At 59.8% G+C, this 25,283-nt stretch carries 33 protein-coding genes and 1 pseudogene; 21 read left to right on the forward strand and 13 right to left on the reverse strand.

Features of this window, described 5'->3' with window-relative positions:
* Positions 1 to 118 precede the first annotated feature (118 nt).
* The 10 genes from ACIQWS_RS06805 to ACIQWS_RS06850 all read left to right on the forward strand — a co-directional run bounded on the left by ACIQWS_RS06805 (position 119) and on the right by ACIQWS_RS06850 (position 8,355).
* Positions 119 to 823, forward strand: coding sequence for a metal-dependent hydrolase (locus ACIQWS_RS06805; protein ID WP_223615155.1), 705 nt, complete (start codon positions 119 to 121; stop codon positions 821 to 823).
* 69 nt (positions 824 to 892) lie between these two features.
* Positions 893 to 2,485 (forward strand): hypothetical protein, encoded by a 1,593-nt coding sequence (locus ACIQWS_RS06810; protein ID WP_403173354.1) that lies wholly within the window; start codon positions 893 to 895, stop codon positions 2,483 to 2,485.
* A 90-nt stretch (positions 2,486 to 2,575) separates the two neighbouring features.
* A complete protein-coding gene (gene gatC, locus ACIQWS_RS06815) occupies positions 2,576 to 2,863 on the forward strand; it encodes an Asp-tRNA(Asn)/Glu-tRNA(Gln) amidotransferase subunit GatC (protein ID WP_223615153.1) in 288 nt (95 codons plus the stop codon).
* 9 nt (positions 2,864 to 2,872) lie between these two features.
* A complete protein-coding gene (locus tag ACIQWS_RS06820; RefSeq protein WP_346307126.1) occupies positions 2,873 to 3,355 on the forward strand; it encodes a GNAT family N-acetyltransferase in 483 nt (160 codons plus the stop codon).
* A gap of 12 nt (positions 3,356 to 3,367) precedes the next feature.
* Positions 3,368 to 4,849, forward strand: a complete 1,482-nt coding sequence (gene gatA, locus ACIQWS_RS06825) for an Asp-tRNA(Asn)/Glu-tRNA(Gln) amidotransferase subunit GatA (protein ID WP_403173373.1) — start codon at positions 3,368 to 3,370, stop codon at positions 4,847 to 4,849.
* Positions 4,840 to 5,319: a GNAT family N-acetyltransferase gene (locus ACIQWS_RS06830; protein WP_403173386.1), complete on the forward strand. Its 480-nt coding sequence runs from the start codon at positions 4,840 to 4,842 to the stop codon at positions 5,317 to 5,319. The genes gatA and ACIQWS_RS06830 overlap by 10 nt, the downstream gene beginning before the upstream one ends.
* Positions 5,320 to 5,328: 9 nt before the next feature.
* Positions 5,329 to 6,123 (forward strand): YdcF family protein, encoded by a 795-nt coding sequence (locus ACIQWS_RS06835; RefSeq protein ID WP_403173395.1) that lies wholly within the window; start codon positions 5,329 to 5,331, stop codon positions 6,121 to 6,123.
* A complete protein-coding gene (locus tag ACIQWS_RS06840) occupies positions 6,123 to 7,301 on the forward strand; it encodes an NAD(P)/FAD-dependent oxidoreductase (RefSeq protein WP_403177545.1) in 1,179 nt (392 codons plus the stop codon). The genes ACIQWS_RS06835 and ACIQWS_RS06840 overlap by 1 nt, the downstream gene beginning before the upstream one ends.
* 12 nt (positions 7,302 to 7,313) lie before the next feature.
* Entirely contained in the window at positions 7,314 to 8,054 is a 741-nt protein-coding gene (locus ACIQWS_RS06845) for a GNAT family N-acetyltransferase (RefSeq protein WP_403173397.1), read from the forward strand.
* A 121-nt stretch (positions 8,055 to 8,175) separates the two neighbouring features.
* Positions 8,176 to 8,355: a hypothetical protein gene (locus ACIQWS_RS06850; RefSeq protein ID WP_403173399.1), complete on the forward strand. Its 180-nt coding sequence runs from the start codon at positions 8,176 to 8,178 to the stop codon at positions 8,353 to 8,355.
* 683 nt (positions 8,356 to 9,038) lie between these two features.
* Here ACIQWS_RS06850 and ACIQWS_RS06855 read toward each other — a convergent pair.
* On the reverse strand, positions 9,039 to 10,571 hold the full coding sequence (locus tag ACIQWS_RS06855; protein ID WP_223615145.1) for an acyl-CoA carboxylase subunit beta: 1,533 nt from the start codon (positions 10,569 to 10,571) through the stop codon (positions 9,039 to 9,041).
* Positions 10,572 to 10,749: 178 nt separating this feature from the next.
* Between ACIQWS_RS06855 and ACIQWS_RS06860 the strand changes: the two genes are divergently transcribed.
* On the forward strand, positions 10,750 to 11,832 hold the full coding sequence (locus ACIQWS_RS06860; protein ID WP_403173405.1) for a YjgN family protein: 1,083 nt from the start codon (positions 10,750 to 10,752) through the stop codon (positions 11,830 to 11,832).
* Position 11,833: 1 nt separating this feature from the next.
* Positions 11,834 to 12,892 (forward strand): M48 family metallopeptidase, encoded by a 1,059-nt coding sequence (locus tag ACIQWS_RS06865; RefSeq protein WP_403173408.1) that lies wholly within the window; start codon positions 11,834 to 11,836, stop codon positions 12,890 to 12,892.
* 2 nt (positions 12,893 to 12,894) lie between these two features.
* On the opposite strand, the gene ACIQWS_RS06870 is transcribed toward ACIQWS_RS06865, so the two are convergent.
* The 6 genes and pseudogenes from ACIQWS_RS06870 to ACIQWS_RS06895 form a co-directional block, all read right to left on the reverse strand.
* Positions 12,895 to 13,365 carry an SRPBCC family protein gene (locus tag ACIQWS_RS06870; protein WP_346305680.1) on the reverse strand — a complete coding sequence of 157 codons (471 nt, stop codon included), beginning with the start codon at positions 13,363 to 13,365 and terminating at the stop codon, positions 12,895 to 12,897.
* Positions 13,355 to 13,705 carry a metalloregulator ArsR/SmtB family transcription factor gene (locus ACIQWS_RS06875; RefSeq protein WP_346305679.1) on the reverse strand — a complete coding sequence of 117 codons (351 nt, stop codon included), beginning with the start codon at positions 13,703 to 13,705 and terminating at the stop codon, positions 13,355 to 13,357. The genes ACIQWS_RS06870 and ACIQWS_RS06875 overlap by 11 nt, the downstream gene beginning before the upstream one ends.
* 70 nt (positions 13,706 to 13,775) lie before the next feature.
* Positions 13,776 to 14,009 (reverse strand): annotated as a pseudogene (locus tag ACIQWS_RS06880) (multiprotein-bridging factor 1 family protein); the annotation flags it as partial.
* Between the two features lies 1 nt (position 14,010).
* Positions 14,011 to 14,196 (reverse strand): helix-turn-helix domain-containing protein, encoded by a 186-nt coding sequence (locus ACIQWS_RS06885; protein ID WP_403173416.1) that lies wholly within the window; start codon positions 14,194 to 14,196, stop codon positions 14,011 to 14,013.
* A gap of 70 nt (positions 14,197 to 14,266) precedes the next feature.
* Positions 14,267 to 14,503, reverse strand: a complete 237-nt coding sequence (locus ACIQWS_RS06890) for a hypothetical protein (RefSeq protein ID WP_403173420.1) — start codon at positions 14,501 to 14,503, stop codon at positions 14,267 to 14,269.
* Between the two features lie 80 nt (positions 14,504 to 14,583).
* Positions 14,584 to 14,823 carry a multiprotein-bridging factor 1 family protein gene (locus tag ACIQWS_RS06895; protein WP_403173423.1) on the reverse strand — a complete coding sequence of 80 codons (240 nt, stop codon included), beginning with the start codon at positions 14,821 to 14,823 and terminating at the stop codon, positions 14,584 to 14,586.
* Positions 14,824 to 14,947: 124 nt separating this feature from the next.
* Here ACIQWS_RS06895 and ACIQWS_RS06900 point away from each other — a divergent pair, with 124 nt between their 5' ends.
* Complete coding sequence (locus ACIQWS_RS06900) at positions 14,948 to 15,151, forward strand: hypothetical protein (protein WP_403173425.1); 204 nt, start codon at positions 14,948 to 14,950, stop codon at positions 15,149 to 15,151.
* Positions 15,152 to 15,174: 23 nt separating this feature from the next.
* Here the strand turns inward: ACIQWS_RS06900 and ACIQWS_RS06905 are convergent, their stop codons facing one another.
* On the reverse strand, positions 15,175 to 15,489 hold the full coding sequence (locus ACIQWS_RS06905) for a BrnA antitoxin family protein (protein ID WP_403173428.1): 315 nt from the start codon (positions 15,487 to 15,489) through the stop codon (positions 15,175 to 15,177).
* Between the two features lie 253 nt (positions 15,490 to 15,742).
* Positions 15,743 to 16,183 (reverse strand): VOC family protein, encoded by a 441-nt coding sequence (locus ACIQWS_RS06910; protein ID WP_403173430.1) that lies wholly within the window; start codon positions 16,181 to 16,183, stop codon positions 15,743 to 15,745.
* Positions 16,184 to 16,515: 332 nt separating this feature from the next.
* Between ACIQWS_RS06910 and ACIQWS_RS06915 the strand changes: the two genes are divergently transcribed.
* The 5 genes from ACIQWS_RS06915 (at position 16,516) to ACIQWS_RS06935 (ending at position 19,988) form a co-directional block, all read left to right on the forward strand.
* The gene (locus ACIQWS_RS06915; protein ID WP_223615133.1) at positions 16,516 to 17,097 is read left to right on the forward strand and encodes a cold-shock protein; all 582 of its coding nucleotides are present in this window, start codon (positions 16,516 to 16,518) and stop codon (positions 17,095 to 17,097) included.
* Positions 17,098 to 17,105: 8 nt separating this feature from the next.
* Positions 17,106 to 17,618 (forward strand): DUF192 domain-containing protein, encoded by a 513-nt coding sequence (locus ACIQWS_RS06920; RefSeq protein WP_403173438.1) that lies wholly within the window; start codon positions 17,106 to 17,108, stop codon positions 17,616 to 17,618.
* Between the two features lie 202 nt (positions 17,619 to 17,820).
* Positions 17,821 to 18,591, forward strand: a complete 771-nt coding sequence (locus tag ACIQWS_RS06925) for an alpha/beta hydrolase (RefSeq protein WP_346307597.1) — start codon at positions 17,821 to 17,823, stop codon at positions 18,589 to 18,591.
* A gap of 259 nt (positions 18,592 to 18,850) precedes the next feature.
* On the forward strand, positions 18,851 to 19,675 hold the full coding sequence (gene cysE / locus ACIQWS_RS06930; protein WP_223615130.1) for a serine O-acetyltransferase: 825 nt from the start codon (positions 18,851 to 18,853) through the stop codon (positions 19,673 to 19,675).
* A 106-nt stretch (positions 19,676 to 19,781) separates the two neighbouring features.
* The gene (locus ACIQWS_RS06935; protein WP_105733161.1) at positions 19,782 to 19,988 is read left to right on the forward strand and encodes a DUF3126 family protein; all 207 of its coding nucleotides are present in this window, start codon (positions 19,782 to 19,784) and stop codon (positions 19,986 to 19,988) included.
* A gap of 43 nt (positions 19,989 to 20,031) precedes the next feature.
* Here ACIQWS_RS06935 and ACIQWS_RS06940 read toward each other — a convergent pair whose 3' ends face one another.
* Positions 20,032 to 20,757, reverse strand: a complete 726-nt coding sequence (locus tag ACIQWS_RS06940) for a hypothetical protein (protein ID WP_403173450.1) — start codon at positions 20,755 to 20,757, stop codon at positions 20,032 to 20,034.
* A gap of 151 nt (positions 20,758 to 20,908) precedes the next feature.
* On the opposite strand from ACIQWS_RS06940, the gene ACIQWS_RS06945 reads away from it, so the two are divergent.
* Entirely contained in the window at positions 20,909 to 21,436 is a 528-nt protein-coding gene (locus tag ACIQWS_RS06945) for a gamma carbonic anhydrase family protein (protein ID WP_403173453.1), read from the forward strand.
* A gap of 12 nt (positions 21,437 to 21,448) precedes the next feature.
* Here ACIQWS_RS06945 and ACIQWS_RS06950 read toward each other — a convergent pair whose 3' ends face one another.
* The 3 genes from ACIQWS_RS06950 to ACIQWS_RS06960 form a co-directional block, all read right to left on the reverse strand.
* Entirely contained in the window at positions 21,449 to 22,066 is a 618-nt protein-coding gene (locus tag ACIQWS_RS06950; protein ID WP_403173460.1) for a transglutaminase-like cysteine peptidase, read from the reverse strand.
* A 285-nt stretch (positions 22,067 to 22,351) separates the two neighbouring features.
* Entirely contained in the window at positions 22,352 to 22,960 is a 609-nt protein-coding gene (locus ACIQWS_RS06955; protein ID WP_346307594.1) for a PilZ domain-containing protein, read from the reverse strand.
* A gap of 103 nt (positions 22,961 to 23,063) precedes the next feature.
* Entirely contained in the window at positions 23,064 to 23,693 is a 630-nt protein-coding gene (locus ACIQWS_RS06960) for a PAS domain-containing protein (RefSeq protein WP_403173466.1), read from the reverse strand.
* A 320-nt stretch (positions 23,694 to 24,013) separates the two neighbouring features.
* Here ACIQWS_RS06960 and ACIQWS_RS06965 point away from each other — a divergent pair, with 320 nt between their 5' ends.
* Positions 24,014 to 24,712 carry a rhomboid family intramembrane serine protease gene (locus tag ACIQWS_RS06965; RefSeq protein ID WP_288193936.1) on the forward strand — a complete coding sequence of 233 codons (699 nt, stop codon included), beginning with the start codon at positions 24,014 to 24,016 and terminating at the stop codon, positions 24,710 to 24,712.
* Positions 24,713 to 24,837: 125 nt separating this feature from the next.
* Positions 24,838 to 25,269, forward strand: a complete 432-nt coding sequence (locus ACIQWS_RS06970) for a CBS domain-containing protein (RefSeq protein ID WP_223615123.1) — start codon at positions 24,838 to 24,840, stop codon at positions 25,267 to 25,269.
* The last annotated feature ends 14 nt before the right edge of the window (positions 25,270 to 25,283 follow it).

Below are 25,283 nucleotides of genomic sequence, written 5' to 3' on the forward strand. Positions count from 1 at the left end.
GCACTTGAATTGGCCGGCGAAAGGCCGTTGTATTTCGCCGTTGTAATTCGAATGAATGTCACATAGCTGCAATAGACGGTTGTGGCGAGCAAAGACTGACAATGGAAGGGAAAACCACATGAAGATTACCTGGCTTGGCCATTCGGCCTTTCGCATTGAAATCGCCCAGAGCACGATTCTGATTGACCCTTTCCTCAACGGCAATCCGGGTGCGCGCGGCGTCGACCCGAAGGAAGCGACACGCGGCGCCACCCACATCATCCTGACGCACGGTCATGGCGATCATGTCGGCGATACCGCCGCCATTGCCAAGGATACCGGCGCGGTGGTGATCGGCAATGCCGATCTGGTGACCTGGCTCAACAATCGCGGTGTCGCCCGGGTCGATCCAACCAACACCGGCGGGACCGTATCGCACAATGGCTTTACCGTGACCTATGTCAACGCGCTGCATTCCTCGGCACAGATCACCGAGGATGGCGTGTCGCATTCGCTGGGTTCGGCCAATGGCGTCGTCCTGCATTTCGACAATGAGCCGACGCTCTATCACATGGGCGATACGGACATCTTCTCCGATATGGCGCTGGTCAACGAACTGCACCAGCCGGAGATCGGCATCGTGCCGATCGGCGACCGCTTCACCATGGGCGGTGCCGTCGCCGCATTGGCAACGCAGCGCTATTTCAAATTCGCCAGGGCGATCCCATGCCATTACGGCTCGTTCCCGATCATCGACCAGACCGCCGACAAATTTGTCGCCGCGATGGAAGGCAGCAAGACGCAGGTCTTTGTCGCCGGGACAAATGATCAGTTTACGGTTTGAGTTTGGGTTGCTAAAGCCGTTGTGATTTTGGTCGTCACCACGACGATAGGCTGAGCTATTGGAGGTATTGTGCGTAAACTATTCCTGATTTCCTGCGTCATGGCGTTGTCGACACCGGCTTTCGCCCAGACAATCGATGCCAAGGGCGCCGATGAGCTTGCCAATACCCTGTCGAAATATGTCGGCAAGACCGCACTCAGCAACGGCATTCTCAAGGTAACGCCCGAGGCCGACGGCTACCGCGTTACCTTCAGCACCGATGCTTTCCTCAAAACCATGCCGAAGCAGGACCTGCTGAAGGGCAGCCTGGGGGATTACAGCATCCTGACCAAGCCGCTGGCCGACGGAACATGGAATGTGACATCGGGCAATATACCTGCGGCGGCCTTCGACGTGAGCGGGCCCAAGGGCCCAGAGTCGTTCCATTGGTCGGTTGATGGCGGCAGTTGGACCGGACTGTTCGATCCGAAGATCGGCACGTTCTCGACCTCGACCTTCGCCTATGATGCGTTCAAGCTGTCGCTGAAGTCGGCGGAACAGGATATCGACGCCAGTGCCAGCGGGGCAAAGGGGCAGATGCTTGCCAAGGCCGCTGCATCGGGCGGCATCGATATCAATATGACGCAATCCCTCGCAAATTTCAGCGAAACGATCGTCACGAAGCTCCCCACGCCTGATGCGGCCTCCGAAGAAGGCGAAGCAGCCAAGACCGAAACGCCGGCTGCCGGTGAACCGGTGAAGGTGACGCTGCGCAGCGGCGAACTCGGCAGCGTTGCCGAGGGCAAGGGCTTCCGCAACCGGGAGCTCCTGGACCTGTGGGCATTCGTCGTCGCCCATATGGACGAGAAGAAGCTCAACAAGGCCGGACAGGACGAGCTCAAGCTGAAGCTGCGGGCGGCGCTACCGCTCTGGGACAAGCTCAAGGGCGAGTATCATTTCAAGGACTTCAACGTTGAAACGCCGCTGGGCAATTTCGCCGCCCAGAACATTTCGCAGGAAACCAACCTTGACGGCATCAGCAAGGATGGCGCCTATCACTATGCCATGCGCACCAATGGCCTGAAATATCCGGCCCTACCGATCCCCGAATGGGGTGTGCCTTTCCTTCCGACCGATGTGGAACTGGTGATCGGGACTGCCGGTGTCGATCTCGATACGGTCGTCAAGGGCGCCATCGATGATATGGACCTGAACCGCGACAAGGTTCTCTCCGAGGAATTTGAAGCGGCAACGGCCGCCCAGTTCCTGGTTGCGCCGCCCAAGCTCGTGATTTCTAAGAGCCTGGTGCGTACCGCCGACGCGGAACTGACGGTCGAAGGCGAGATGACCTTTGCCGGCCTGAAGCCTGCAAGTCACACCACCTGGGAAATGGCCGGTTTCGACAAGGTTGTCGAGCGCCTGAACAAGGCGGCGGAAACCGACGCCGAAATCCAGAATTACATCACCTTCGTCAAGCTGGCGAAGGATTTCGGTACGGAAGTCGACGGCGGACGGATCCGGTGGGTCGTCGATCAGCAGGCCGACGGTTCCGTTGCGATCAATGGCAATCCCGTGAAAGGTCCGGACCCGGTTGTTGAACCCGGCAGTGAGGATGTCATCGACGTACCTGCACCCGATGATGAAGAAGACAATCCGGATGCGCAGGCGGACAAGGCGCAGTAATCGGCGCCCGGCATGCCGACTTGTCCGTTGCGCTTGCCCGCAACGGACACTATAGCTGCTTGATCAAGAATTGAATTTTCGGGAATCCCAATGTCTGTCGATATTTCCACCGTCAAACGCGTTGCGCGTCTTGCCCGTATTGCCGTGAGTGAGGATGATGCGACCCGCATGACCGGCGAACTGAATGCCATCCTCGGTTTCGTCGAACAGCTGAACGAAGTCGATGTGGCGGGTGTCGAGCCCATGACATCGGTCACACCCATGGCCATGAAGAAGCGCCGGGACGTCGTCAATGACGGCGGCAAGGCGGCCGATATCGTTGCCAATGCGCCGGTCACCGAAGAGAATTTCTTCGTCGTTCCGAAAGTGGTGGAGTAAGGCGCAGCCATGACGATCACGGTCGCCATCGAAACGCCCCTGCAGGATGACGTCCGCGCCCTTGTGGATGCGCTGAATGCGCATCTTCTGCCGCTGTCGCCGGTCGAATTCCAGTTCAAGATGACGGTGGAAGAGATGGCAGGCGACGACACCACGGTGTTCATCGCCCGCGACGAAACCGGACAGGCGGTGGGCTGCGGTGCGCTTAAGCAGCATGACGCGGAAACCGGCGAGATCAAGCGCATGTTCACCCTGCCGTCCGTGCGCGGCAAACGCGTCGGTTCGATCCTGCTCGAGGCCATAACCGGGCTCGCCCGCGACAAGGGCATGTCCCGGCTTGTGCTGGAGACGGGTGTCGGCCCCGGTTTTGACGCGGCATGGCGGCTGTATGAGCGTTCCGGCTTCACCCGCTGCGGTGCGCTCCTCGATTATCCGGATTCGGAACACAGTGCATTTTACGAAAAGCGGCTCGCCCTCGCGCCAGCCCAATAAACAGGACTTGATATGACCGATCTGACCGCTCTCACCATTGCCGAGGCGCGCGACCAGCTGAAAGCCAGGGCGATCACCGCTACTGAGCTGACCAGTGCCTATCTCAAGGCAATCGAGACCGCGAACGGGGCCTTGAACGCCTATATCGCCGTCACGCCGGAGAAGGCGCTTGACATGGCCAAGGCATCCGATGCCCGTCTGGCTGCAGGCAAGGCCGGGGCGCTGGAAGGCATACCGCTGGGTATCAAGGACCTGTTCGGCACCGAAGGCATCCACACGCAGGCCTGTTCGCATATTCTCGACGGCTTCAAGCCGCATTATGAATCCACCGTCACCTCCAACCTGTGGGCCGATGGCGCCGTCATGCTCGGCAAGCTCAACATGGATGAGTTCGCCATGGGCTCGTCCAACGAAAGCTCCTATTACGGTCCGGTGAAAAACCCGTGGCGCGCCAACGGCTCCAACGCCGATCTGGTGCCCGGCGGTTCGTCCGGCGGCTCGGCCGCTGCGGTCGCCGCCCGCCTGTGTGCCGGTGCCACGGCCACCGATACCGGCGGTTCCATCCGCCAGCCCGCCGCCTTCACCGGTACCGTTGGCATCAAGCCGACCTATGGCCGCTGCTCGCGCTGGGGCATTGTCGCCTTCGCCTCGTCGCTGGACCAGGCCGGACCGATTGCCCGCGATGTGCGCGATGCGGCGATCCTGCTCAAATCCATGGCCTCGGTCGATACCAAGGACACCACATCGGTTGATATCGCCGTTCCCGATTACGAATCCATCATCGGCAAGCCGCTGACCGGCCTCAAGATCGGCATTCCCAAGGAATACCGTGTCGAGGGCATGCCGGAAGAGATCGAAAAGCTCTGGCAGCAGGGCATTGCCTGGCTGAAGGACGCCGGTGCATCCATCGTCGATATCTCGCTGCCGCACACGAAATACGCGCTGCCGGCCTATTACATCGTGGCCCCAGCGGAAGCCTCGTCGAACCTTGCCCGCTATGACGGCGTGCGTTACGGCCTGCGCGTGCCGGGCAAGGACATTGTCGACATGTATGAAAGGACCCGCGCCAGCGGTTTCGGCGACGAGGTCAAGCGCCGCATCATGATCGGCACCTATGTGCTGTCAGCCGGTTATTACGATGCCTATTACTTGCAGGCGCAAAAGGTCCGCACCCTGATCAAGAAGGATTTCGAGGACGTCTTCCATGCCGGCGTCGATGCGATCCTGACACCCGCAACCCCGTCGGCAGCCTTCGGTATCGCCGATCAGGATCTGGCATCCGATCCGGTGAAAATGTACCTGAATGATATTTTCACGGTCACGGTCAACATGGCGGGTCTTCCCGGCATCGCCGTGCCTGCCGGACTGGACAGCCGGGGCCTGCCGCTTGGCCTGCAGCTGATCGGACGCCCGTTCGACGAGGAAACCCTGTTCCAGATCGCCTATGTCATCGAACAGGCCGCAGGCAGGTTCAACGCGCCGAAATGGTGGTAATCAGGCCTGCCACGCAAGCCGACATCGCGGCACTGGCCGCGGTCGGCTCACGGGCCTGGGCTTCGAATATCTTTTCGTTTGAACCGGAACTGCCCGGCATGCGCGCGCATGTCGAGCGTGCCTACCAAGCCTTTGCCGAGGAACATTTTGCCCGCGTGCTGGTTGCCGAGGCGGATGGTGTCATTCTCGGCTGGGGCGCGCGCGAAAAGAACGATGACTACATCTCGGATATGTGGGTCGATCCCGGCCATCAGGGGCAGGGCATCGGTTCGCTCCTGCTCAAGGCGCTGAAAGCCGACATTGCCGCGGCGGGATATGCAACCGCCCGGCTTGAATCCCATGCGCGCAATGCGGGTGCCATACGCCTGTATGAGCGCGAGGGCTTTGAAATCGTGCACCGGAGCCTCGAATGGTCGGAGAGCCTCGAACGCAAGATCGAGAAGGTCAAAATGCTGGCGAACCTGACGTAGGAACTTTCAATGTTTTTCTTTGTTTCCAAGGTGTTCTGGTTCGTTGCTCAACCCTTGAATTTTTCCATTCTGCTGATGGGCCTCGCATTTTTTTCCGTGTGGTTCTCCTGGCGGCGCATGGCGATGACCGCATCCGCCGGGGCATTTCTGATCCTGGGGCTGGCCGTCTGGAGTTCGCTGGGCGCGCTTCTCATGCATCCGCTGGAAGACCGGTTCCAGCGCCCGTCGCCCGCACCGTCACATGTCGATGGTATCATCGTCCTTGGCGGCGGTTTTGAAGGCGGGGTCAATCTGGTGCGCGGCGGCTATGAGCTCAATGCCAGCGGTGACCGCTTCGTTGAAACGGCGGTGCTGGCGCGGCGTTACCCCGAGGCAAAGGTCGTGGTCACCGGCGGCGGCGGTACGCTGGTGCTGGAGGGCGAGGGCGATGCCGCCACGGCGCCGCGCCTGTTGACGGCGCTCGGCGTTGCCGCCGACCGGCTGGTTCTCGAAAATGAATCGCGCAACACCTACGAGAATGCCCAGTTCACCAAAAAGCTGCTCGACATCAAACCCGGCGAGACGTGGCTGCTCGTCACGTCAGCCTTCCACATGCCCCGTTCGGTCGGGCTGTTCCGCAAGGCGGGCTTCGACGTGGTGCCATGGCCTGCCGATTACCGCACGTCCGGCATCGAGTATCCCGGATTTGCCCAGGACAACCCGATCGATTCCCTGCAGAACCTGACGATTGTCCTGAAGGAATGGGTCGGGCTTTTCGCCTATTGGGCGACCGGCCGCACCGATGAACTGTTGCCGTCGCCATGATGAAGCAGGTGGACGTTCTCATCATCGGCGCGGGCGCTGCAGGCATGATGTGCGCTGTCGAGGCGGGCAAGCGCGGCCGCTCGGTTCTCATTGTCGATCACGCCAAGGCGCCCGGCGACAAGATCCGCATTTCCGGCGGCGGGCGCTGCAATTTCACCAATCTCAACGCCGCCCCGCAGAACTACATCAGCAAAAACCCGCATTTCTGCATTTCCGCGCTGCGCCGCTATAACCAGCGCCATTTCATCGCGCTGGTCGACCGCTATGGTATCGCCTGGCATGAAAAGACGCTGGGCCAGCTGTTCTGCGACGGTTCGGCCAAGCAGATCATCGATCTGCTGGTCACGGAGATGAAGCACGCCAATGTCGAGCTGCGGTTGCAGACGGTGGTGGAGTCCATTGAAGCAACGACGGATGGCTATGCCGTTGCGCTGTCCGGCGAGCGCGTGCGCTGTACCTCGCTGGTGGTCGCCTGCGGCGGCAAGTCCATCCCCAAAATGGGCGCAACCGGCTTTGGCTATGACATCGCAAAGCAGTTCGGCCTGGCGCTGACCGACATCCGCCCGGCGCTGGTGCCGCTGACCTTCGATGACAACACGCTCGCACCCTTGAAACCCCTGTCCGGTATTTCCGTCGATGCCGTCATCAGCCACGGCAAGACAAAATTTGCCGAAGCGATGCTCTTCACCCATCGCGGTCTCAGCGGCCCGTCGATCCTGCAGATATCGTCCTATTGGCGCGAGGGCGACACGATCAGCGTTGCCATGCTGCCGGGCGTCAAAATTCTTGACGCGCTGCGCGCCGCCCGTGCGCGCAATGGGCGGCAGGCGCTGCAGACAGCCCTGTCGGAGCTTCTGCCGAAGCGGCTGGCGCAGCTGATCGCCGAAAACAGCGGCATCCACAGCCATCTCGCCGATGTCTCCGACAAGCAGTTGCTCGGCGTCGAGAAGGCCATCAATGAATGGCAGGTCAAGCCCGCCGGGTCCGAAGGCTACCGCACGGCGGAGGTCACGCTGGGCGGTGTCGACACGGACGGGCTCGACCAGAAGACGATGGAAGCCAAATCCGTCAAGGGTCTCTACTTCATCGGTGAAGTGGTCGACGTGACGGGTTGGCTCGGCGGCTATAATTTTCAGTGGGCCTGGTCATCCGGCTGGGTGGCAGGGCAGGCGGTTTAGGAGAAAGCAGTGATGGATGATCTGAACTGGCGTGTCGAGGAAGCGTGTTTCAATGCGTGGCCATCGCCGCGGCAGGTTCTGCATGGCGGCTGGCTGATGCGGTTTTCCGGCGGCGGCGTTCGCCGCACCAATTCGGTCAACCCTTTGCGCGGACCGCGCGCCGAACCCGCCGGCGTGATCGATGCGGCGGAAAAACTCTATGGCGCGCTCGGCCGCGACTACATTTTCCGGGTTCCGACCATCGCCGATGAAATGGAGTCGCATCTGGTCGAGCGCGGTTACCGCTTCGAGGGCGGCAGCACGGTTCTGCATTGTGACCTGCGCCGCCATCGCCCAAGCGGCTCTGCTGCCGCCGAACTGTCGCGCGAGATGACGCCGGGCTGGTCGCGTGACGGCAAGCGCATCTCTGGCTGGTCGGATGATGAGCAGGCGGTTTTCACCGATATGATCGTCTCCATCGTCGTGCCAAAGGCCTTTGCGTCCGTCACCATGGACGGCCGGATCGTTGCCAAAGCCTATGGTGCCATCAGCAACGGCCTGCTGGTGCTGGAATCCGTCGCCACCGATGCGGATTACCGCAAGCGCGGCTATGGCCAGCGGGCGGTTGCAACCCTGCTCGACTGGGCGCGGGATGAAGGCGCCGAGGGTGCCTGTCTGCAGGTTCTCACCGACAATCAGCCGGCGCGGGCGCTCTATGCCTCGCTGGGTTTTGACCGCGAACTGCACAGCTATCACTATCGCCGGAAACCATAGTCGGCAAGAATCTCCAGCAATGCCGTTAATCGAATTGCCTGATGCCGGGAAACCTGCTTCCCTGACGGCACAGCGTGTCTGTTGAAGCCGCTGTGCAGTCAAACTGGGAGGGAAGACAGCCATGTGGATCAAACTGACCGACGTCAACGGCGATCACATCACACTCAACTTTGCCCATGTCGTGTCGTTCAACCCTTACGGGACGGGAACGCACATCGTGACCGTCACCGCTGGCCTGACCTTCTTCGTCAAGGAGACGATTGACCAGATCCAGCGCAAGGTCGGCATCGAGTCCATCTAGGCCGCCACACGATCACCCCGGTTGCAAAGCCCTTGGTGCGTGGTTCGACAAGCTCACCATGAGGGACGTGGTTTGGCTGCAATGCCAATCGCAGGCGCTGCAGAATATCGCTCCCTGCAATCCACGACCTCCCTCATGGTGAGCTTGTCGAACCACGCACCACAACTATGCACTCAGCCTCTGCCACGCCTGTTGCGTTAACCATAAGAGCGGGATCATCCCGGCCGAAACGGCCTTTTACTGTTGTTTCATAGTGTAATATTTACGTGATATTTACGGACGGGGAACCTTTTTACGATTTGTTGGTTTTATTCAAACGAGAGTCAAAATCGGATACAAATAGTGATTTGTTAAATCGTTTGAATTTTCTTAATGTCACAATGCATCCGAAATACAGACGCATGCTGAAACAGGATTATTCTCTTGGCGAGAGTAGTTTAACTAGAGGTGTGAACAATGCTAACAATAAATAAAGAAACGTCGTCGCCGTCTGAAGCACGTGTCATCAAACTGCCGAAGGTCGGCGTGAAGTCGAGCGCAACAATGGTCAAGGCCGCCGCCAAATTGGCAGAGCCATGTGACAAGCGCACCATTTCGCAGATCCTTCGCGAATCCAGCGGCGGCTTCAGCTTCCGCCGTTAATTCCCCGATATTCTTTCTGTCTTGAATACCGATATCCCGCCCTAAAGCGGGATATTGTCATGTTTCTTCCAGGGATTTTCGAGATCCTTGTTGCGCAGCATGCGCAGTGCCCGTGAAACCCGCTTGCGCGTGGAATGGGGCATGATCACCTCATCAATGTACCCACGCTCGGCCGCCACGAACGGCGACAGGAAGCGATCCTCGTAGCGCTTCGTGTGCGCCGCGATTTTCTCCGCATCGCCAATATCCTTGCGGTAGATGATTTCCACCGCGCCCTTGGCTCCCATCACAGCGATTTGCGCCGACGGCCAGGCATAATTGATGTCGCCGCGCAGATGCTTGGACGCCATCACGTCATAGGCGCCGCCATAGGCCTTGCGGGTGATGATGGTGATCTTCGGCACCGTTGCCTCCGCATAGGCGAACAAGAGCTTGGCGCCATGCTTGATCAGGCCGCCATATTCCTGCGCCGTGCCGGGGAGGAAGCCCGGCACGTCGACAAACGTGACGATGGGAATGTTGAAGCAGTCGCAGAAGCGGACGAAGCGCGCCGCCTTGCGCGAGGCATCGCTGTCCAGCACGCCCGCCAGAACCATCGGCTGGTTGCCGACGATGCCGACGGTGCGGCCCTCGACGCGGCCGAAGCCGACGACGATGTTTTTGGCAAAACTTTCCTGGATCTCGAAAAAGTCGGCCTCATCGACGGTTTTGCGGATCAGTTCCTTGATGTCGTAGGGCTTGTTGGCATTGTCCGGCACCAGCCGGTCGAGCGAGTAATCCGGCTCGTCCGTGTCCTGGAAACATTCGATCTCGGGAATATCGGCGGTGTTGGATGCCGGGAGGAAATCAATCAGGCGGCGCATCTGCAACAGGGCGGCCACGTCATTGTCATAGGCGCCGTCGGCAATCGACGATTTGGTGGTGTGGATCGACGCGCCGCCCAGCTGCTCGGCCGTCACCGTTTCATTGGTCACGGTCTTCACCACATCCGGCCCGGTGACGAACATGTAGGACGTGTCGCGCACCATGAAGATGAAATCCGTCATGGCGGGGGAATAAACGTCGCCGCCCGCACACGGTCCCATGATCACCGAAATCTGCGGGATGACGCCGGACGCAAGCACGTTGCGCTGAAAGATTTCCGCATAGCCGCCGAGCGCCGCCACGCCTTCCTGAATGCGCGCGCCGCCCGCATCGTAAAGCCCGATGACCGGCGCGCGGTTGCGCAGGGCCATGTCCTGGATTTTCTGCACCTTTTCCGCATGCGCCTCGGACAGCGAGCCGCCGAACACGGTAAAATCCTTGGCGAAGACGAAAACCGTGCGCCCGTTGATGGTGCCCCAGCCGGTCACGACGCCATCCCCGGCAAATTTTGTCTCTTCCATGCCGAAATCGGTGGAACGGTGTTCGACGAACATGTCGAACTCCTCGAAGGAGCCTTCGTCGAGGAAAATGTCGATGCGCTCGCGCGCCGTCAGCTTGCCGCGCTTGTGCTGGGCCTCGATCCGCGTCTTGCCGCCGCCCTCCCGCGCAATGGTCCTGCGGCGTTCAAGCTCGATCAGCACATCCTTCATGGCATCCTCCTCATTGTGATATTTCTGATATCAGGACAAACCGGCCTGCGAAAGCGGTTTGTCGGCGATATCAAACGGCCGTCGCGGCGAAATTCCGGCCGCGTGATTGCTATCCCGTCCCAAGTCGGGCTAAGCCTGTTCCTGGAGTCCTGTCGGACAAAACTGTTTCGGGGGAAACATGGAAGGCTCGCCACAACCACGGTTCGGCCGTCCGGCTGAATATACCGGTCACCGGTTTGCGTTTTCCGGCACCGCCAAGGAATATTTCGGCATCTGGATCGTCAATGTATTGCTGACGATTGTGACGCTCGGCATCTATTCCGCCTGGGCAAAGGTGCGGCGCAATCGCTATTTCTACGGCAACACCAAACTGGCCGACGGCCGGTTCGATTATCATGCCCGGCCGAAGCAGATTCTGATCGGCCGCATCCTCGTTGTCGGCTACCTCATCCTCTACAATATACTGCTCCGGTTTTCGCCGCTCCTCGGCGGGCTGCTCGGTCTGGTGTTCATCGCCGCGATCCCCTGGCTGATCGCGCGGGGTCTGCGGTTCAGCGCGCGCGTTACCAGCTACCGCAATGTGCGCTTCGATTTCACCGGCGGTTATTGGGGTGCGGTCAGGGCTTTCTTCCTCAGCAGCCTTGTGGCGGGGATTTCCTTCGGCCTGCTTGCGCCCATCGCCAGCCGGTGGACCTTGCGCTACACGCTCGGCAACCTGCGCTATGGCGGCAAGGTGTTTTCGCCGGACCCGACGATCGGCGCGCTTTATCGCGTCTGGGTTTTACCCGCCGTACTCACGGTTGCCGGGCTTTTTCTTTTCGGAATTCTGATCGCCGGCGCATCGGCCGGGCTTGCGGCAATGAAGGCGGAGGCTTCGAGCGGCGAAGTGGCATTCATTCTGCTCATATATCTTCTGTTCGTGCCCGTGCTGCTGATCTATGCCGTCACGGGACTGCTCTATTCCGCCGGCATACGCAACGCCGGTCTGAGTGCCACGACATTCGATGACAGGCACTATCTCTATTCCGACATGCCGCGCTGGACCTATGCCTGGGTCGTGATTTCCAACCTGATCGTCACGGTCTTCACGCTTGGGCTGATGCGGCCCTGGGCCGCCGTCCGGCTGGCGCGCTTCCACGCGGACTATACGGCCATTGTCTTTGACGGCGATGTCGGCGAGATTTTCTCGGATATCAAGGACAGCGGTTCGGCTGTCGGTTCGGAATTCATGGATATCGAAGGTATCGACTTTGGCTTCTGACATGGGAAAACTGACGACAGGCCTCTGGTACCGCGAAGGATCGAGCGCGGGCCGGGGAGCCAGTCTGGTTTTCGCCGACGATGCCGTATCCGTCGTTGCCGTGGACGGAACGGTCCTGTCCGCCGCCGCCTTCGATCAGATCGGCATCAGCGACCGTGTCGGGTCGATACCGCGGCGCCTGACCTATCCCGACAGAACCAGTTTCGAGACGATGGACAATGACGCCATCGATGCGCTGGTGGCGGCGCAGAAGGGGCGCAGCGCCGGGTGGGTGCACCGGCTGGAGCGGTTCCATCCGCGGCTGCTGGTGCTTGTCCTCCTGACGTTCGTCTTCGCCTTCTCGATCTACCGCTTTGCCGTGCCAGCGCTGGTCGAAGTCGCCGTCGTGGTGACGCCACCGGTTGTCCCCGCCCTCATGTCGAAAGGGACGCTGCAAACGCTCGACACCACGGTTTTCTCGCCCAGCACGTTACCGGATGCCGACAAGGTCAAGCTGAATGAGGGCTTCGGCAAACTCGCGGCCAAATCCAGCCTCGGCGCTGGCGGTTTCAATCTGAATTTTCGCGATGGCGGCATCATCGGCCCCAATGCCTTCGCGTTGCCGGACGGGACGGTCGTCATCACCGACCAGCTGGTCAGGCTGGCGGATGGCGACACGGATATGCTGCTCGGCGTGCTTGCCCACGAGATCGGCCATGTGGAGCTGAAACACAGCCTGCGCCAGCTCTACCGCGCCGCCGGGGTTGCCGGGCTGATCATGCTGATCGGCGGCGATATCGGCGGCAGCACCCATGACGTGCTGGTGCAGGGCGGCGGTTTGCTGGCCTTGTCCTATTCACGCGCCGACGAAAGCGCCGCCGACCGGCACAGCGTCGAATTGATGCAGAAGGCCGGTTTTGATCCCGCGGCCATTGCCCGCTTCTTCGCGCTGGTGGAAGAAAAGCTCGACGACCACAGCCCCACCAGCATGCTGCAAACCCATCCCGGTACGCCCGAGCGGCGGAAAATGGTGCTCGACTATGCCGGGGCGTTGAAGGCGAGGGCCGGGACGGCTAATTAGGGTCAGGCCAGTCGCTGGACGAAGGCCGCCAGCTGGCCGATGGCGGTGCCCCAGCCCTCGTCGAATCCCATTTCATCATGCTTGCGGGCGTCGGCGGCGTCCTTGTGCAGGACGCGCGAGGCGTAGCGGGTGCCGCTGCCCTCAGCTTCGAAGGTGATGATCGCGGTCAGGGCCAGCCAGGGTTCGGCCGGTTTCCAGCCGCCGGTCATGACCGTGGTGAACACCAGTTTCGCTTCCGGCACGATCTCCAGGAAACAGCCGTCGACGTGCGGCTGGAAATCGCCGCCGTCCTCACGCATGCGCGTCTCGAACGCGCCGCCGGGGTGAAGGTCAAGCTTGACCACCTTGCATTCGATGGGGGCGGGGATCCACCATTTCGCCAGATGCTCCGGCGTGCTCCAGGCCTTCCAGACGAGGGCGGGCGGCGCCTTGATGAAACGCGCAATCGTCAGTTCGGATGGGTCAACCGGCATCTTCCGCACTCCCGTTCATCTGGGTTTCGACATAATCGGCCAGCCGGTCCGCCCGGCCCTGCCAGAGGGCCCGCTGCTCCGCGAGCCAGCTTTCGGCGGCCGCGAGCCTTTCGGTATCCACCCAGCAGGTGCGCACGCGGCCGATCTTTCTGGAATGGATCAACCCGTCGGCCTCAAGCACCCGCAGGTGTTTCATGAAGGACGGCAATCCCATGGCAAAGGGTTCCGCCAGTTCCTTGACCGGGGCGGGGCCGCGGGTCAGGCGGCTGACCACGGCCCGGCGGGTGGGGTCGGCGAGGGCGTGAAAGGCGGCATCCAGCGATATCTGATAGTTTTCCATATGGAGAACTATAGTAAAAAGTTTTCCATTTGGCAAACTGTTTTAGGTGCAAAAGTGAATTGCGCTAATCCGCCAGCCGGACACCGGCGCCGCCGGCGCGCTCGGTGCCCTTGTCGAGAAAGACCACCCCAGCCGCCGTCAAGGCGTCCTTGAGATCGTCAAGCGTCCGGTCATAGGGGACGCGTTTGCCGGTTTCGAAGGTTGCAATGGTCGCCGGCGCAACCTTTGCCACCTCCGCAAGCTTGGATTGCGACCAGCCAATCAGGGCGCGTGCAGCACGGCACTGTGCGGGGGAGAGTATCACGCTATTTCAGCCTGACACCCGGCCCGCCATCGGCGGTCTGGCCATCGACGAGGAAGGAAACCCGTGCCTCAAGCACCTGTATGATGGCTTGCAGATTGTTGGTCACCGGCGTTGACCTGCCGGTTTCGAAATTGCGGACAGTGGACAGGCCCACCCGCGCAGCCTTGGCCAGATCCTCCTGAGACATGTTGGTGAGCGCGCGTGCAGCCCTGCATTGATCGGCGGTTAAAGGCTTTTTCTCCACGAGGTGTTGACCCTCAGTCCTTCCGGAGTCGTACGCCCGGCTGGCCGTGATTGAGAAATTCCACACCCGCTTCCTCAAGCACGCGCATGACAGCCCGTATCTTGTCGAGGCCGCTTGTGAGTACAGCAGGCCCCTTCTTCTCCATGGCGCTTATCGTATTGATGTTCAGGCCTGCGCCCTTTGCGAGGGTTGTTTGGTCCATATCCACAAGCGCGCGTGCCGCGCGAAGCTGGTTTCCCGTCGTCAGCAATGCACGCTCCCGATCTGGTCCGCTTGTGATTGTTCCATAGGCCCGGGCTGGCAGCAATATAGACGATGGTATGAGGGAACTTATTCCCGCCGCAGCCGCATACCCGGCCCGCCATCGATGTTTTGCCCATCGCCAAGAAAAACCACGGACTTGGCTTCAAGCGCCGCTTGAATGGCCCGCAAGGTGGACGCTTTGGGGTCGGCCAGACCGCGCTCGATATTGTTGAGGCCGGTTGTCGACAGGCCAGCCAGCGTTGCGAGCTCCGCCTGGGTCAGTCCCAGCATCGCCCGTGCGCCGCGTATTTGCTCAGGAGTAATCATGGTTTTTTGTATTCTGTAATTGATTTTTTAACAAGCGAGCTTGACGCGGTGGCAAATTGATAATAATTTAAGTATGATTGATAAAATAACAATTTTTGGATTTATATGATAGCGAGACTCCCTCATGAGCAATCGATCAACCCAGCTGGTGGATGCCAGCAATCTGCTGATTGAACTCAAGAACCTTGTCGAAGTGCTGTGCATGGCCGCGTCCGATATCCACGATGAGCGGCAGCAATGCGCAATCCAGTGCATTTGCGATATTGCCGATGAGCGGATTGCCGCAATCAATGCGGCGCTGGACGATGTGCGCCAGGAGCCGGTTTGAATCCATCCGCAGCGGGCGGATGATTATTTCACCTTGGCCTGTTTGAGGGCGTCGTTGATGCGGCTCTGCCAGCCTTTGCCCGTGGCCTCGAATTTTGCCAGGACATCCGGGTCGAGCCGCAGGGTGACCGGCGTCTTGGTCACGGCCAGAGGCGGGCGGCCACGCGCGGCGATCTTTTTGTCGATTTCGCGGGCGAGTTCGGGAAACACCTCCCTGAACGGCCGCATCTGTTGGATTTCGCCGTCGGTCAGTTCGGGACTGTCGACGGCATCCCAGTCTTCTCTGGTATAGCCGCGGCCCGGTTGGAATGCCTTCTGCAATTCGCGTTTGACAGCCATCAGATCAGCTCCCTTTCCTTCCGGTCGCCATTTGCAAGGCGTGCGGTGCGTGGTTCGACAAGCTCACCATGAGGGACGACGAGGAGTGCAAGAAACTCTATTCTGCAACATTTCTGATTGGCTTGGCAGCTATCATTTCGGCTAACTTTACAGCCCACCTTCCTCATGGTGAGCTTGTCGAACCACGCACCTTGCATCAAACACCATCCATCACCGCCGCCTCTCAGGCGGCGGTGATGACATTGGCATAAATTTACCAGCTGCCGGTATTCGGCATCGACAGCCAGGGTTCCTGCGGCGGCAGCGGTGCGCCTTTCTGCAGGATTTCGATGGAAATGCCGTCGGGCGAGCGGACGAAGGCCATGTTGCCGTCGCGGGGCGGGCGGTTGATGATGACGCCGCTGTCCTGCAACTTCTGGCAGGTGGCGTAGATGTTGTCGACGACATAGGCGAGGTGACCGAAATTGCGCCCGCCCGTATAGGTTTCCGGGTCCCAGTTGTAGGTCAGTTCCAGTTCCGGCGCCCGTTCGGCCACGGCGCGGCCCTTGTCGTCGGGAGCGGCCAGGAAAATCAGCGTGAAACGGCCTTTTTCGTTTTCAGTACGCCGAATTTCCTCAAGGCCGAATTTGTTGCAGTAGAAATCCAGCGATTCATCGATATCGCGGACGCGGACCATTGTGTGAAGATAGCGCATCGTTTTCCCTTGATGTGTGCGTCAGTGTATGAAAGGCGGCAGCAACCGGACGGCTGCCCCGGGCAATTGTGCAATTGCCTCGGGCAATCGTGTCATTGCCCCGGGGTGATCACGCGATCGCCGGGCTAGGCGCCTACATCTTTTTGGTAACATTATTTTCATGACGCCACAAATTGACAGGCTTGCAACGGGTGGTTGAACCGGTCATCACAAGATTTGCACCTGTTTTTCAACAAAAACAGCCAGATGATACTTGCCCTCATCCATTGGACAGGTGTTATTCTGACTCCAGAGAATCAGTGGTTGCTTTCAGGAGAGGAGGGGCTCGCTTCATGTCAGACAGACCAGTATCAGCCCGGCATTCCCCCGATGATGAACAATTAGCCGATGGCCTCGACCTCATCGAGGTTTCGGGCGCTATCAAATGGTTCGATGTCGCCAAGGGATATGGCTTTGTGATCCCTGACAATGCTGATCTGCCTGATATACTCCTGCATGTGACCTGCCTGCGCCGCGACGGCTTCCAGACCGCGCTCGAAGGCGCGCGTGTCGTGTGCGAAGTCAAGCAGGGCGAGCGCGGCATGCAGTGCTTCCGCGTGCTTTCGATGGACAGTTCCACCGCCGTTCACCCGACCGAACTGCCGCCGGTGCGCACCCATGTCACCGTCACGCCGTCGAGCGGCCTCGAACGCGTTCTGGTCAAGTGGTTCAACCGCACCAAGGGCTTTGGGTTTCTTACCCGCGGCGAAGGCACCGAGGATATCTTTATCCACATGGAAACCCTGCGCCGCTTCGGCCTGACCGAACTGCGTCCGGGACAGGTGGTGCTGGTCCGCTTCGGCAATGGTGACAAGGGCCTGATGGCTTCGGAAATTCACCCGGATATCGGCACGCAGCTGCCGGCATCCCACTAAGACTTCCCATGAACAGGCTGCTCCGCGTGTGCCGGTCTTTACTGATCGGCCTCTTTGCGCTGGTCCTTGCCGCATCGGCCGTGCCCGCCGCCGATCAGCAGCCGATGCATCTGCCCATCGATGCGGCGCCGCTGGTGATCAACACCGCCAGGGGCGATGTTCCCTTTCAGGTGGAGGTGGCCGATACCGACGAGGAGCGCGAGCGGGGATTGATGTTCCGCACCGACCTTAAGGACAACAGCGCCATGCTGTTCGTGTTCGAGGACAGCCGTCTCGTCACCATGTGGATGGAGAATACCCCTTCGGCGCTCGACATGATTTTCCTCGATGAAAACGGCCGTGTGTCGGCGATTCGCGCCAATGCGGTGCCGTTTTCCCGGACGACGATTTCCTCCGGCGGTCCCGCGCGGTTCGTCATCGAAGTCAAGGCGGGCACGGCCCGGCGGCTGGGCGTTGCGGTCGGCGACAAGGTCCGCCACCCCGCGATTGCCGCGGTCTGCGGCACCTGCACCAAAAAATAGGCTGCATTCGCGTGCTTCGTGGTTCGACAAGCTCACCATGAGGAAGGTGGAGGATTGCAGGGAGCTATATTCTGCAACCCATCAGATTGGCCTTGCGCCAAACCACCTCCCTCATGGTGAGCTTGTCGAACCACGCACGATGACCCATAGCATTGCGCCTTGTTTCCAGGAAAAAAGCCCCTTACCATTTTTGACCAGATCAATGAGTCCCGACCCCATGCAGTTTTTTGAGAATGATGGATTGAAGCTCGCCTATCTCGATGAGGGCGCGGGCGAACCGGTCCTGCTGATCCACGGCTTTGCCTCGTCGCACTTCTACAATTGGGTGCAGCCCGGCTGGGTGCCGGCCCTGACCGCCGCCGGCTACCGGACCATCGCCATCGACAATCGCGGCCATGGCCAGTCGGACAAGCCGCATGAAAAATCGCTGTATACGCCGACCCTGATGGCCGGGGATGCCGCGGCCTTGCTCAGGCACCTCGGCATCGCGAAAGCCCATGTGATGGGCTATTCCATGGGCGCGCGCATCACCGCTTTCCTGGCGCTGGAACATCCCGAACTGGTGCACGACGTCATTTTCGGCGGGCTTGGCATCGGCATGGTGGAAGGCGCCGGCGACTGGAATCCCATCGCCGAGGCGCTGCTGGCGGAAGACGCCGAAACGGTGACGCATCCGCGCGGAAAAATGTTCCGCATGTTCGCCGACAAGACCAGAAGCGACAAGATCGCCCTGGCCGCCTGTGTCATCACCTCCAAGGAGGAAATCAGCGAAGCCAATATGGCGCGCATCACCCAGCCAGCGCTGGTTGCGGTGGGAACGAAGGACGACATTGGCGGCAACCCGCACCGGCTGGCGGCGCTGATGCCGCAGGGCGAAGCCATCGACATCCCCAACCGCGATCACATGCTGGCCGTCGGCGACAAGGTGTTCAAGGAAGCGGTGATCCGGTTCCTGAAAGCCCATCCGCTCTGACGGTGCGCGTAAACCGCAAGAAGATGTGTGGTGCGTGGTTCGACAAGCTCACCATGAGGAATGGAGTGGGCTGCAGGGAGCTCTATGCTGCAATGGTTCCGATGAGCGTTACAGCGCCAACGCCCCTCATGGTGAGCTTGTCGAACCACGCGCAAACCGCGACACTGTTTCAGCCCGGTGAATTTGGGGTGTCAACACATCGCTTTTGCCGTATGCTGGTGGCAACGCAAGACTATTGGCTGATTGCCTGGAGTAGGACATGTCCGCAAGCAACCCGATGAAAATGACCGGATCGGTCAAACAGATGGATCCGATCTGGCTGTCCATCCGTGCCGAAGCCGAGGAAACCATCCGCCAGGAGCCGCTGCTGGCGACGTTCCTGTACACCACGATTCTCAACCACCAGTCGCTGGAGCAGGCGGTCATTCACCGCATTTCACAGCGGCTCGATCATCCGGATGTCGAGTCGGAACTGCTGCGCCAGACCTTTACCGCGATGATGGACGCCACGCCGTCCTGGTCGCAGATCCTGCGCGTCGACATCCAGGCCGTCTATGACCGCGATCCCGCCTGCACGCGGTTCATCGAGCCGATCCTTTATTTCAAGGGGTTCCAGGCGATCCAGACGCACCGGCTGGCCAACTGGCTGTGGAACGAGGGCCGCAAGGACTTTGCCCTCTACCTGCAGAGCCGCTCATCCTCCGTCTTCCAGACCGATATCCATCCTGCCGTGCCGATGGGGCAGGGCGTGTTCTTCGACCATGCCACCGGCATCGTCGTCGGCATGACCGCCGTCATCGAGGACAATGTGTCGATCCTGCAGGGCGTTACGCTCGGCGGCACCGGCAAGGAAACCGGCGACCGTCATCCGAAAATTCGCCACGGCGTGCTGATCGGCGCCGGGGCCAGCATCCTTGGCAATATCGAAATCGGCCATTGCTCGAAAGTTGCCTCCGGTTCCGTGGTGCTCAAGCCCGTGCCGCACAATGTCACCGTCGCCGGGGTTCCCGCCCGCGTCGTTGGCGAAACCGGCTGCGCCGAACCGTCCCGCGCCATGGACCAGCTCATCACCAATTTCGACTGAAACCGGGCGCTTCAGTGATTGAAACGAACATGCCGGCCCTTTACAGGGCCGGTTGCTGCATGCCACAAGCCCGCTTCACAATTTTGCATTCGACAGGAGAAACCGCGTGAAACCCGAAGAACTGAAAAAACTCGACAGCTATTTCAAGCGTACATTCAGAAACACGGAACTCACGGTAAAGGCCCGTCCCCGCAAGGACGATTCGGCCGAACTCTATCTTGGCGATGAATTTCTCGGCCTGATCTACAAGGATGAAGACGAGGGCGAACTGTCCTACAACTTCTCCATGGCCATTCTCGACATGGATCTCTAACGGTTAACGCCGTTTGGAATGGAAGTGCCGCCCGCATTCGGCGTCACTTCGGTGTCTTGAGATGGCCTTGCGCAAAGGCCAGGACCTTTTGCTCCAATTCCTGCCAGTTGGCGAGAAATTCGCGCGGGAATCGGTAGGTCAGCTGCAAATCCTCACCGATAAAAACATCCCGCTGGCAGGAGGCGAGATTGCTTTTCGACGTGGCCTCGTCGAGGCAGCGCGCGACAAAGAAGCTGCGGCCCTTGCTTTCCGGTGAGGAGACGAGCTGTTCACTGACGAAACCGCTGGTGGCGCGAAAGGTTTGGATGGTCAGGCCCGCCGGGCCTTTGATGCCGGGGCCGTCCGTCAGGGTGCTATAGACCGGACCGTAGCGGCCGGACATGTCGCGCGAGGTTGCGCGCGGCTCAAACGTCAGGAAGAGCAGCGCCTTCTTTTCCCCCGCACCGTTGAAATCCCGGATGAATTCCGGCTGGTAGCCCTGCATGTCGGGCCAGTGCAGGTATAGGTCAACCCGCTGCGCCACGCCGTCGCGCCGCTGCGCCCGGAAGCGGATGGTGTTGGCCGGCAGCGCCAGCACGCTGTTGCCGATCACCACCTCATGCACATCGGTGTCTTCCGTATGCCCGCCGAGGGAAATCGTATGGCCGAAATAATGCCCGGCAACGACAAGCCCGAGGGTCAGGAGGGCGAGTGCCGCGACGCCATAGAAAATGCGCTGCAGAAAGGGGCTGCCCGTTATCGATTCCACGCGCTGTGCGGAAGCTTGCATCAACCTTCGGGTCCTGTTGCCTCGGTTGACAGGAAGGCTAACCTCAAAGTGCTGATTTATGGTTAACCACACGTGAAAGTTGTATTCGCATCGGCATCGCCAAGCGGGCGGCGGGTCGCTAAGCTGAGCGCAAGGAATCTGAGGAGGAACCATGCCCCTATTCACGCTCGACGGCCACGCGCCTGAATTTGAACACCGGAAATCGAACTGGATCGCGCCCGATGCGACGCTGGTCGGCAAGGTCTTTCTCGGTGAAAATGCCGGCATCTGGTTCGGTGCCGTTCTGCGCGGCGACAATGAACTGATCCATGTCGGCCGCAACACCAATGTGCAGGAACATACGGTGATGCACACGGATATGGGTTATCCCCTGACGATCGGCGAGGGCTGCACCATCGGCCACCGCGCCATGCTGCACGGCTGCACCATCGGCGAGAACACGCTGATCGGCATCGGCGCCATCATTCTCAACGGTGCGAAAATCGGCAGGAATTCGCTGGTGGGTGCCGGGGCGCTGGTGACGGAGCGCAAGGAGTTCCCCGACAATGCGCTGATTGTCGGATCGCCGGCACGGGTCATCCGCACGCTGGACGAGGCTGCCATCGAACAGCTCCGGCTTTCCGCCGCCCATTATGTCGAGAATGCCAGGCGTTTCATGCGCGGGCTTGAGATCAGCTGATCCTGTCCGGCATTATTTCCCGATGCTGCCGACCAGAACCTGGCGGTCGTCGGTGATGGACACCCATGCGCCGGTATAATGCGTCGACTGGCGCTTCAGATAGTCATAGCTCGTTTCGTTCCACGGCTTGATCTGCGGTTCCAGATTGTCGAGCACATAGTCGCCCCGGTCGGTGCGCACGGTCAGAACCGCATGGCCTTCGCCGTTCATCTGGCGCACGACGGTGATCAGCAGCGCGCTGACGGGCAGACCGCGCTGCATCAGCATCCGGCGCTTGAGCAGCACATAGTCTTCGCAGTCGCCGACATTGCCGACCTTGTCGGGATAGCCCCAATATTCCTCGACGCCGTAGATTTCCATGTCCGTGGCCGGCTTGATATCCGTGTTGACCTGGGTGTTGACCTGAACCAGCTGCGCCCAGACTTTTGGCGTCAGGGACACCGGCGTGTCGCTGATGCTGCGGATGCGGCATTCGTCCTGGTAGATCTGGCAGAAATCGTAATGGCCGATGGGCTGCGAAGTGCGCCCGCCGGTCTGCATCACCGTCGCCGTGGACCGCGCCGGGCCCGCCTGGGTGCCTATGCTCATCAACAGAAGGGCTGCGCCCGCAAGAATTATGCTTTTTATCATACCGTCGTCTCCCCGGTTGAGGTGACAATGACAGGGAGACCTTGATCTGACGGAAATCTGAAGCAGTAAATCCGAACAAAACGGGTAGCAAAAAATAAACTATCACCCGTTGCAAAGTATTATTGAATATTACTGTTTTGTTTAAAGCGTGAATTTCACAAAGTATACGAAGTATATTTCGGTTAAAGTTTGGTTTTTCTCGGAAAGCAATTATTTATGATCGCTTAAAGCGTGCCGCTGCATGGCTTGCACGCTGAAGTCATTTGGTAACCAAGCGAATGATATTTAATTCTGCAGGGAGATTTCGATGGCTTCGCGGCTCTGGACCGTCGCGAACTCGATGGCAATGCCTTCCTCGAAATGGCGCACGACACGTCCGCGCATGGAGCCGAGAACGACCTGGCTGTGCAGGGCAGGGCGCATGCGGATTTCGACGGCCGCGCCGGAGATCGACAGATCGATGATGCGGCAGGGATATTCGCGGCCATCCGCCATGCCGAGCTTGGCAATGGGATTGCGCGGCGCGATACGCTGGTGGCGCCGGTCTTCCGGCATGTCCAGCTCATGCTTGTTGGCAAGCCAGGTCAGCTGCGCCGCGATCTTGTTCTTCTTGCGCTCCGATGCGACCAGCGAAAGGTAAAAGCCGTTGCTGACGAGGCGCTCCACCGTGCCTTCGATGCGGCCGATATGATCGACATAGGCGATGATGCGCTCGCCCGTGCCGGCCATGACTTCCGTGGTGAACAGGGCCTCGCCCGGCGACATTTCACTGATCTGGCCGACATGTTCGCTCCGGTCTTCCAGCATGAAGCGGCCGTAAAGTTCGACCTTCACGCGATGGAATTTTCCCGTCGTGGCGATAGTCTGGGTTGAATCGTCACGGGTCAGATGCATGAAGTGTGTCCGAAGGCTTAAAATGACTCTTTATCTCTGAAGATTAGAACACAAGTCTTAACGGCGATGTAACGCAGGCATGGTTTGCTTAGAATTTACTAACCTAATCCAAGATTTTCCCGCCGTCGAAGACCATGAGATGCCTGACCCGGCGGCTGCCATTGGGAGCAGGCAGGAGTATATTGGAAATCAGGGGCTTGTGATCTTCAGCCCGGACGCTGCCGGCAGGTATATTGGCAGGATTGCGCGGATCGATCATCGAGATGGACCGCAGGCTGTTTTCGATGATCGCGTCGGATTCCAGCCAGAACGGCTTGCCGGCCGGTGCGATCATGCCGAGCAGGTGCCGTTCATGCACCTCGTTGGCGAGGGGCAGCAGGATGAGGTTGAACAGCATCTTGCGCCCGCGGCTGCTCTTGCCCTCATAGGTCGACTGGACGACAGTCTTGCTGGTCAGGCTGCTGGCGATGATGCGCGCGATGACGGCCTTGTCCTTGGCCTGCCAGATGGAGCTGAAGCTCTGGCCTTTCAGTTCGCGGCCATAGATCGAGCAGATGCGCGTTCCCGCCAGCCGGAACCGCGCTTCGCCGGGGCCGCTGGCGCGCAGGATGAAGGTTTCGGACAGGCGCGAGCGGATGAGCGCGGGCGAAATCTCCCGCCGTTCCGGCGCTGCACGGGTTCCGCGCAGATCGTTCCAGTAGGCGAAGATCTCGCTGGTTCCGTCGTGCCGCATATGCTGCTTCCTGTTGATATTCCGGTCTTGCGCCACGAACCAAGCACCACCCGCTGTCCACGAGCGCTGACTTTGGCACCGGCAGGCGGGAAGCGCCATTGGCGAAGCGGCTGCGTCCACCGCAGGGGACGATTAAGGTTAACAAATGGTTTAGATTGAGCGGGCGGTGCCGGTATGCGACAAGGGGGGCGAGTAGAGTTCTATGTTCATGTATCCAGCTTGGGGCCGTTCAACATCATTGAACGGCCTTATTTTTGTTTGGAGAGTTTGCTGCTAAGCACGCATTGCAATGAATCAGTTGCGGGAAGAATGACAGACCTATGAGCACCCCTGATCAATCACCGGCACGCGAGCCGATCTTCAACATTCCCGGCGTCATCCTCGCCATATTCGCCATCTGCGCGGCGGTGTTCCTGGTCGAAAACTATGTGCTGACCGAGGCGCAGGACAACAATTTCCTGCTGGACTATGCCTTCATTCCCGCGCGGTTTTCCCAGTTCGGCGGATTTTATTCGCCCGCCGCTTGGCTGACCACCATCACCTATTCCTTCATGCATGGCAGTTTTGCCCATATAGCGCTCAATATGGTCTGGCTTGCCGCCTTCGGCTCGCCGCTGGCGGCGCGCATCGGGCCGCTGCGCACGTCGCTGTTCTGGATCGTCACCGCCGTTGCCGCCGTCATGATGCACTTTGCCATTTACCCCGCCAGCCCGATCCCGCTGGTCGGTGCCTCCGGCGCCATATCCGGCATGATGGGGGCGGCCGCGCGCTTCGGTTTCCGCCGCTCGACCCAGCGCAATTCCGCTGCGTTTACCGGGCCGATCCTGCCGATTGCCGTTGCGCTGCGAACCCGCACGGTTCTCGTTTTCGTCGCCGTCTGGTTCATTACCAATATCGGCACCGGCCTTTTCGCCGTCGTGCCGGGAGATGCCGCAACGATCGCCTGGGAAGCGCATATTGGCGGCTTTCTCATCGGGTTTCTGGGCATTGCCCTGTTTGATCGCAGCGACCGGCGCTGAATTGTTGGTATGATTGCAAAGCTGTTGCATTGGGGGCAACATACGCGCACCATGGCGTATTGATCGCCGGGATAAAGGAGGATCGCGGCGGTCAGCGTTAGGACTTATGTGCAAGGAGGACGTACATGACAGTCAAAATGATACTGGAACGCAAAGGCTACGACGTTTTTAGCGCAGCACCCGAAACGACCCTTGGCGACGCGGTCGCCGCACTGGCCAAACACAAGATCGGCGCCATTGTCATCGTCGATGACAAGAAGGCCATCAAGGGCATTTTGTCCGAGCGCGACGTCGTGCGCGCCATTGCTGCCGATGGCGCCGATGTGCTCTGGCGTCCCGTTTCTGAAATCATGACCATCAAGGTCAGCGTGTGCACGGAAAAGCATACGGTCAACCAGGTCATGGAAATGATGACCCGCGGCCGCTTCCGTCACCTGCCGGTCGAAAAGGATGGCCGGTTGCACGGTATCGTGTCCATCGGCGACGTGGTGAAGCTGCGCATCGAGGAAGTGGAGCGCGAGTCCCAGGAAATTCGCAGTTATATCGCAACCGCCTGAAGCGGTTGCGCTGA

It is taken from the genome of Phyllobacterium sp. NPDC097923 (assembly GCF_044760925.1).
Taxonomy (GTDB): Bacteria; Pseudomonadota; Alphaproteobacteria; order Rhizobiales; family Rhizobiaceae; genus Phyllobacterium; species Phyllobacterium calauticae.

Excerpts from the sequence above, each read along its gene's own strand:
- ACIQWS_RS06805 (WP_223615155.1), top strand. The coding sequence starts at position 119 with ATGAAGATTACCTGGCTTGGCCATTCGGCCTTTCGCATTGAAATCGCC.
- gatC (WP_223615153.1), top strand. The coding sequence starts at position 2,576 with ATGTCTGTCGATATTTCCACCGTCAAACGCGTTGCGCGTCTTGCCCGT.
- ACIQWS_RS06820 (WP_346307126.1), top strand. The coding sequence starts at position 2,873 with ATGACGATCACGGTCGCCATCGAAACGCCCCTGCAGGATGACGTCCGC.
- gatA (WP_403173373.1), top strand. The coding sequence starts at position 3,368 with ATGACCGATCTGACCGCTCTCACCATTGCCGAGGCGCGCGACCAGCTG.
- ACIQWS_RS06830 (WP_403173386.1), top strand. The coding sequence starts at position 4,840 with ATGGTGGTAATCAGGCCTGCCACGCAAGCCGACATCGCGGCACTGGCC.
- ACIQWS_RS06835 (WP_403173395.1), top strand. The coding sequence starts at position 5,329 with ATGTTTTTCTTTGTTTCCAAGGTGTTCTGGTTCGTTGCTCAACCCTTG.
- ACIQWS_RS06840 (WP_403177545.1), top strand. The coding sequence starts at position 6,123 with ATGAAGCAGGTGGACGTTCTCATCATCGGCGCGGGCGCTGCAGGCATG.
- ACIQWS_RS06845 (WP_403173397.1), top strand. The coding sequence starts at position 7,314 with ATGGATGATCTGAACTGGCGTGTCGAGGAAGCGTGTTTCAATGCGTGG.
- ACIQWS_RS06850 (WP_403173399.1), top strand. The coding sequence starts at position 8,176 with ATGTGGATCAAACTGACCGACGTCAACGGCGATCACATCACACTCAAC.
- ACIQWS_RS06855 (WP_223615145.1), bottom strand. The coding sequence starts at position 10,571 with ATGAAGGATGTGCTGATCGAGCTTGAACGCCGCAGGACCATTGCGCGG.
- ACIQWS_RS06860 (WP_403173405.1), top strand. The coding sequence starts at position 10,750 with ATGGAAGGCTCGCCACAACCACGGTTCGGCCGTCCGGCTGAATATACC.
- ACIQWS_RS06865 (WP_403173408.1), top strand. The coding sequence starts at position 11,834 with ATGGGAAAACTGACGACAGGCCTCTGGTACCGCGAAGGATCGAGCGCG.
- ACIQWS_RS06870 (WP_346305680.1), bottom strand. The coding sequence starts at position 13,365 with ATGCCGGTTGACCCATCCGAACTGACGATTGCGCGTTTCATCAAGGCG.
- ACIQWS_RS06875 (WP_346305679.1), bottom strand. The coding sequence starts at position 13,705 with ATGGAAAACTATCAGATATCGCTGGATGCCGCCTTTCACGCCCTCGCC.
- ACIQWS_RS06885 (WP_403173416.1), bottom strand. The coding sequence starts at position 14,196 with ATGTCTCAGGAGGATCTGGCCAAGGCTGCGCGGGTGGGCCTGTCCACT.
- ACIQWS_RS06895 (WP_403173423.1), bottom strand. The coding sequence starts at position 14,823 with ATGATTACTCCTGAGCAAATACGCGGCGCACGGGCGATGCTGGGACTG.
- ACIQWS_RS06900 (WP_403173425.1), top strand. The coding sequence starts at position 14,948 with ATGAGCAATCGATCAACCCAGCTGGTGGATGCCAGCAATCTGCTGATT.
- ACIQWS_RS06905 (WP_403173428.1), bottom strand. The coding sequence starts at position 15,489 with ATGGCTGTCAAACGCGAATTGCAGAAGGCATTCCAACCGGGCCGCGGC.
- ACIQWS_RS06910 (WP_403173430.1), bottom strand. The coding sequence starts at position 16,183 with ATGCGCTATCTTCACACAATGGTCCGCGTCCGCGATATCGATGAATCG.
- ACIQWS_RS06915 (WP_223615133.1), top strand. The coding sequence starts at position 16,516 with ATGTCAGACAGACCAGTATCAGCCCGGCATTCCCCCGATGATGAACAA.
- ACIQWS_RS06920 (WP_403173438.1), top strand. The coding sequence starts at position 17,106 with ATGAACAGGCTGCTCCGCGTGTGCCGGTCTTTACTGATCGGCCTCTTT.
- ACIQWS_RS06925 (WP_346307597.1), top strand. The coding sequence starts at position 17,821 with ATGAGTCCCGACCCCATGCAGTTTTTTGAGAATGATGGATTGAAGCTC.
- cysE (WP_223615130.1), top strand. The coding sequence starts at position 18,851 with ATGTCCGCAAGCAACCCGATGAAAATGACCGGATCGGTCAAACAGATG.
- ACIQWS_RS06940 (WP_403173450.1), bottom strand. The coding sequence starts at position 20,757 with ATGCAAGCTTCCGCACAGCGCGTGGAATCGATAACGGGCAGCCCCTTT.
- ACIQWS_RS06945 (WP_403173453.1), top strand. The coding sequence starts at position 20,909 with ATGCCCCTATTCACGCTCGACGGCCACGCGCCTGAATTTGAACACCGG.
- ACIQWS_RS06950 (WP_403173460.1), bottom strand. The coding sequence starts at position 22,066 with ATGATAAAAAGCATAATTCTTGCGGGCGCAGCCCTTCTGTTGATGAGC.
- ACIQWS_RS06955 (WP_346307594.1), bottom strand. The coding sequence starts at position 22,960 with ATGCATCTGACCCGTGACGATTCAACCCAGACTATCGCCACGACGGGA.
- ACIQWS_RS06960 (WP_403173466.1), bottom strand. The coding sequence starts at position 23,693 with ATGCGGCACGACGGAACCAGCGAGATCTTCGCCTACTGGAACGATCTG.
- ACIQWS_RS06965 (WP_288193936.1), top strand. The coding sequence starts at position 24,014 with ATGAGCACCCCTGATCAATCACCGGCACGCGAGCCGATCTTCAACATT.
- ACIQWS_RS06970 (WP_223615123.1), top strand. The coding sequence starts at position 24,838 with ATGACAGTCAAAATGATACTGGAACGCAAAGGCTACGACGTTTTTAGC.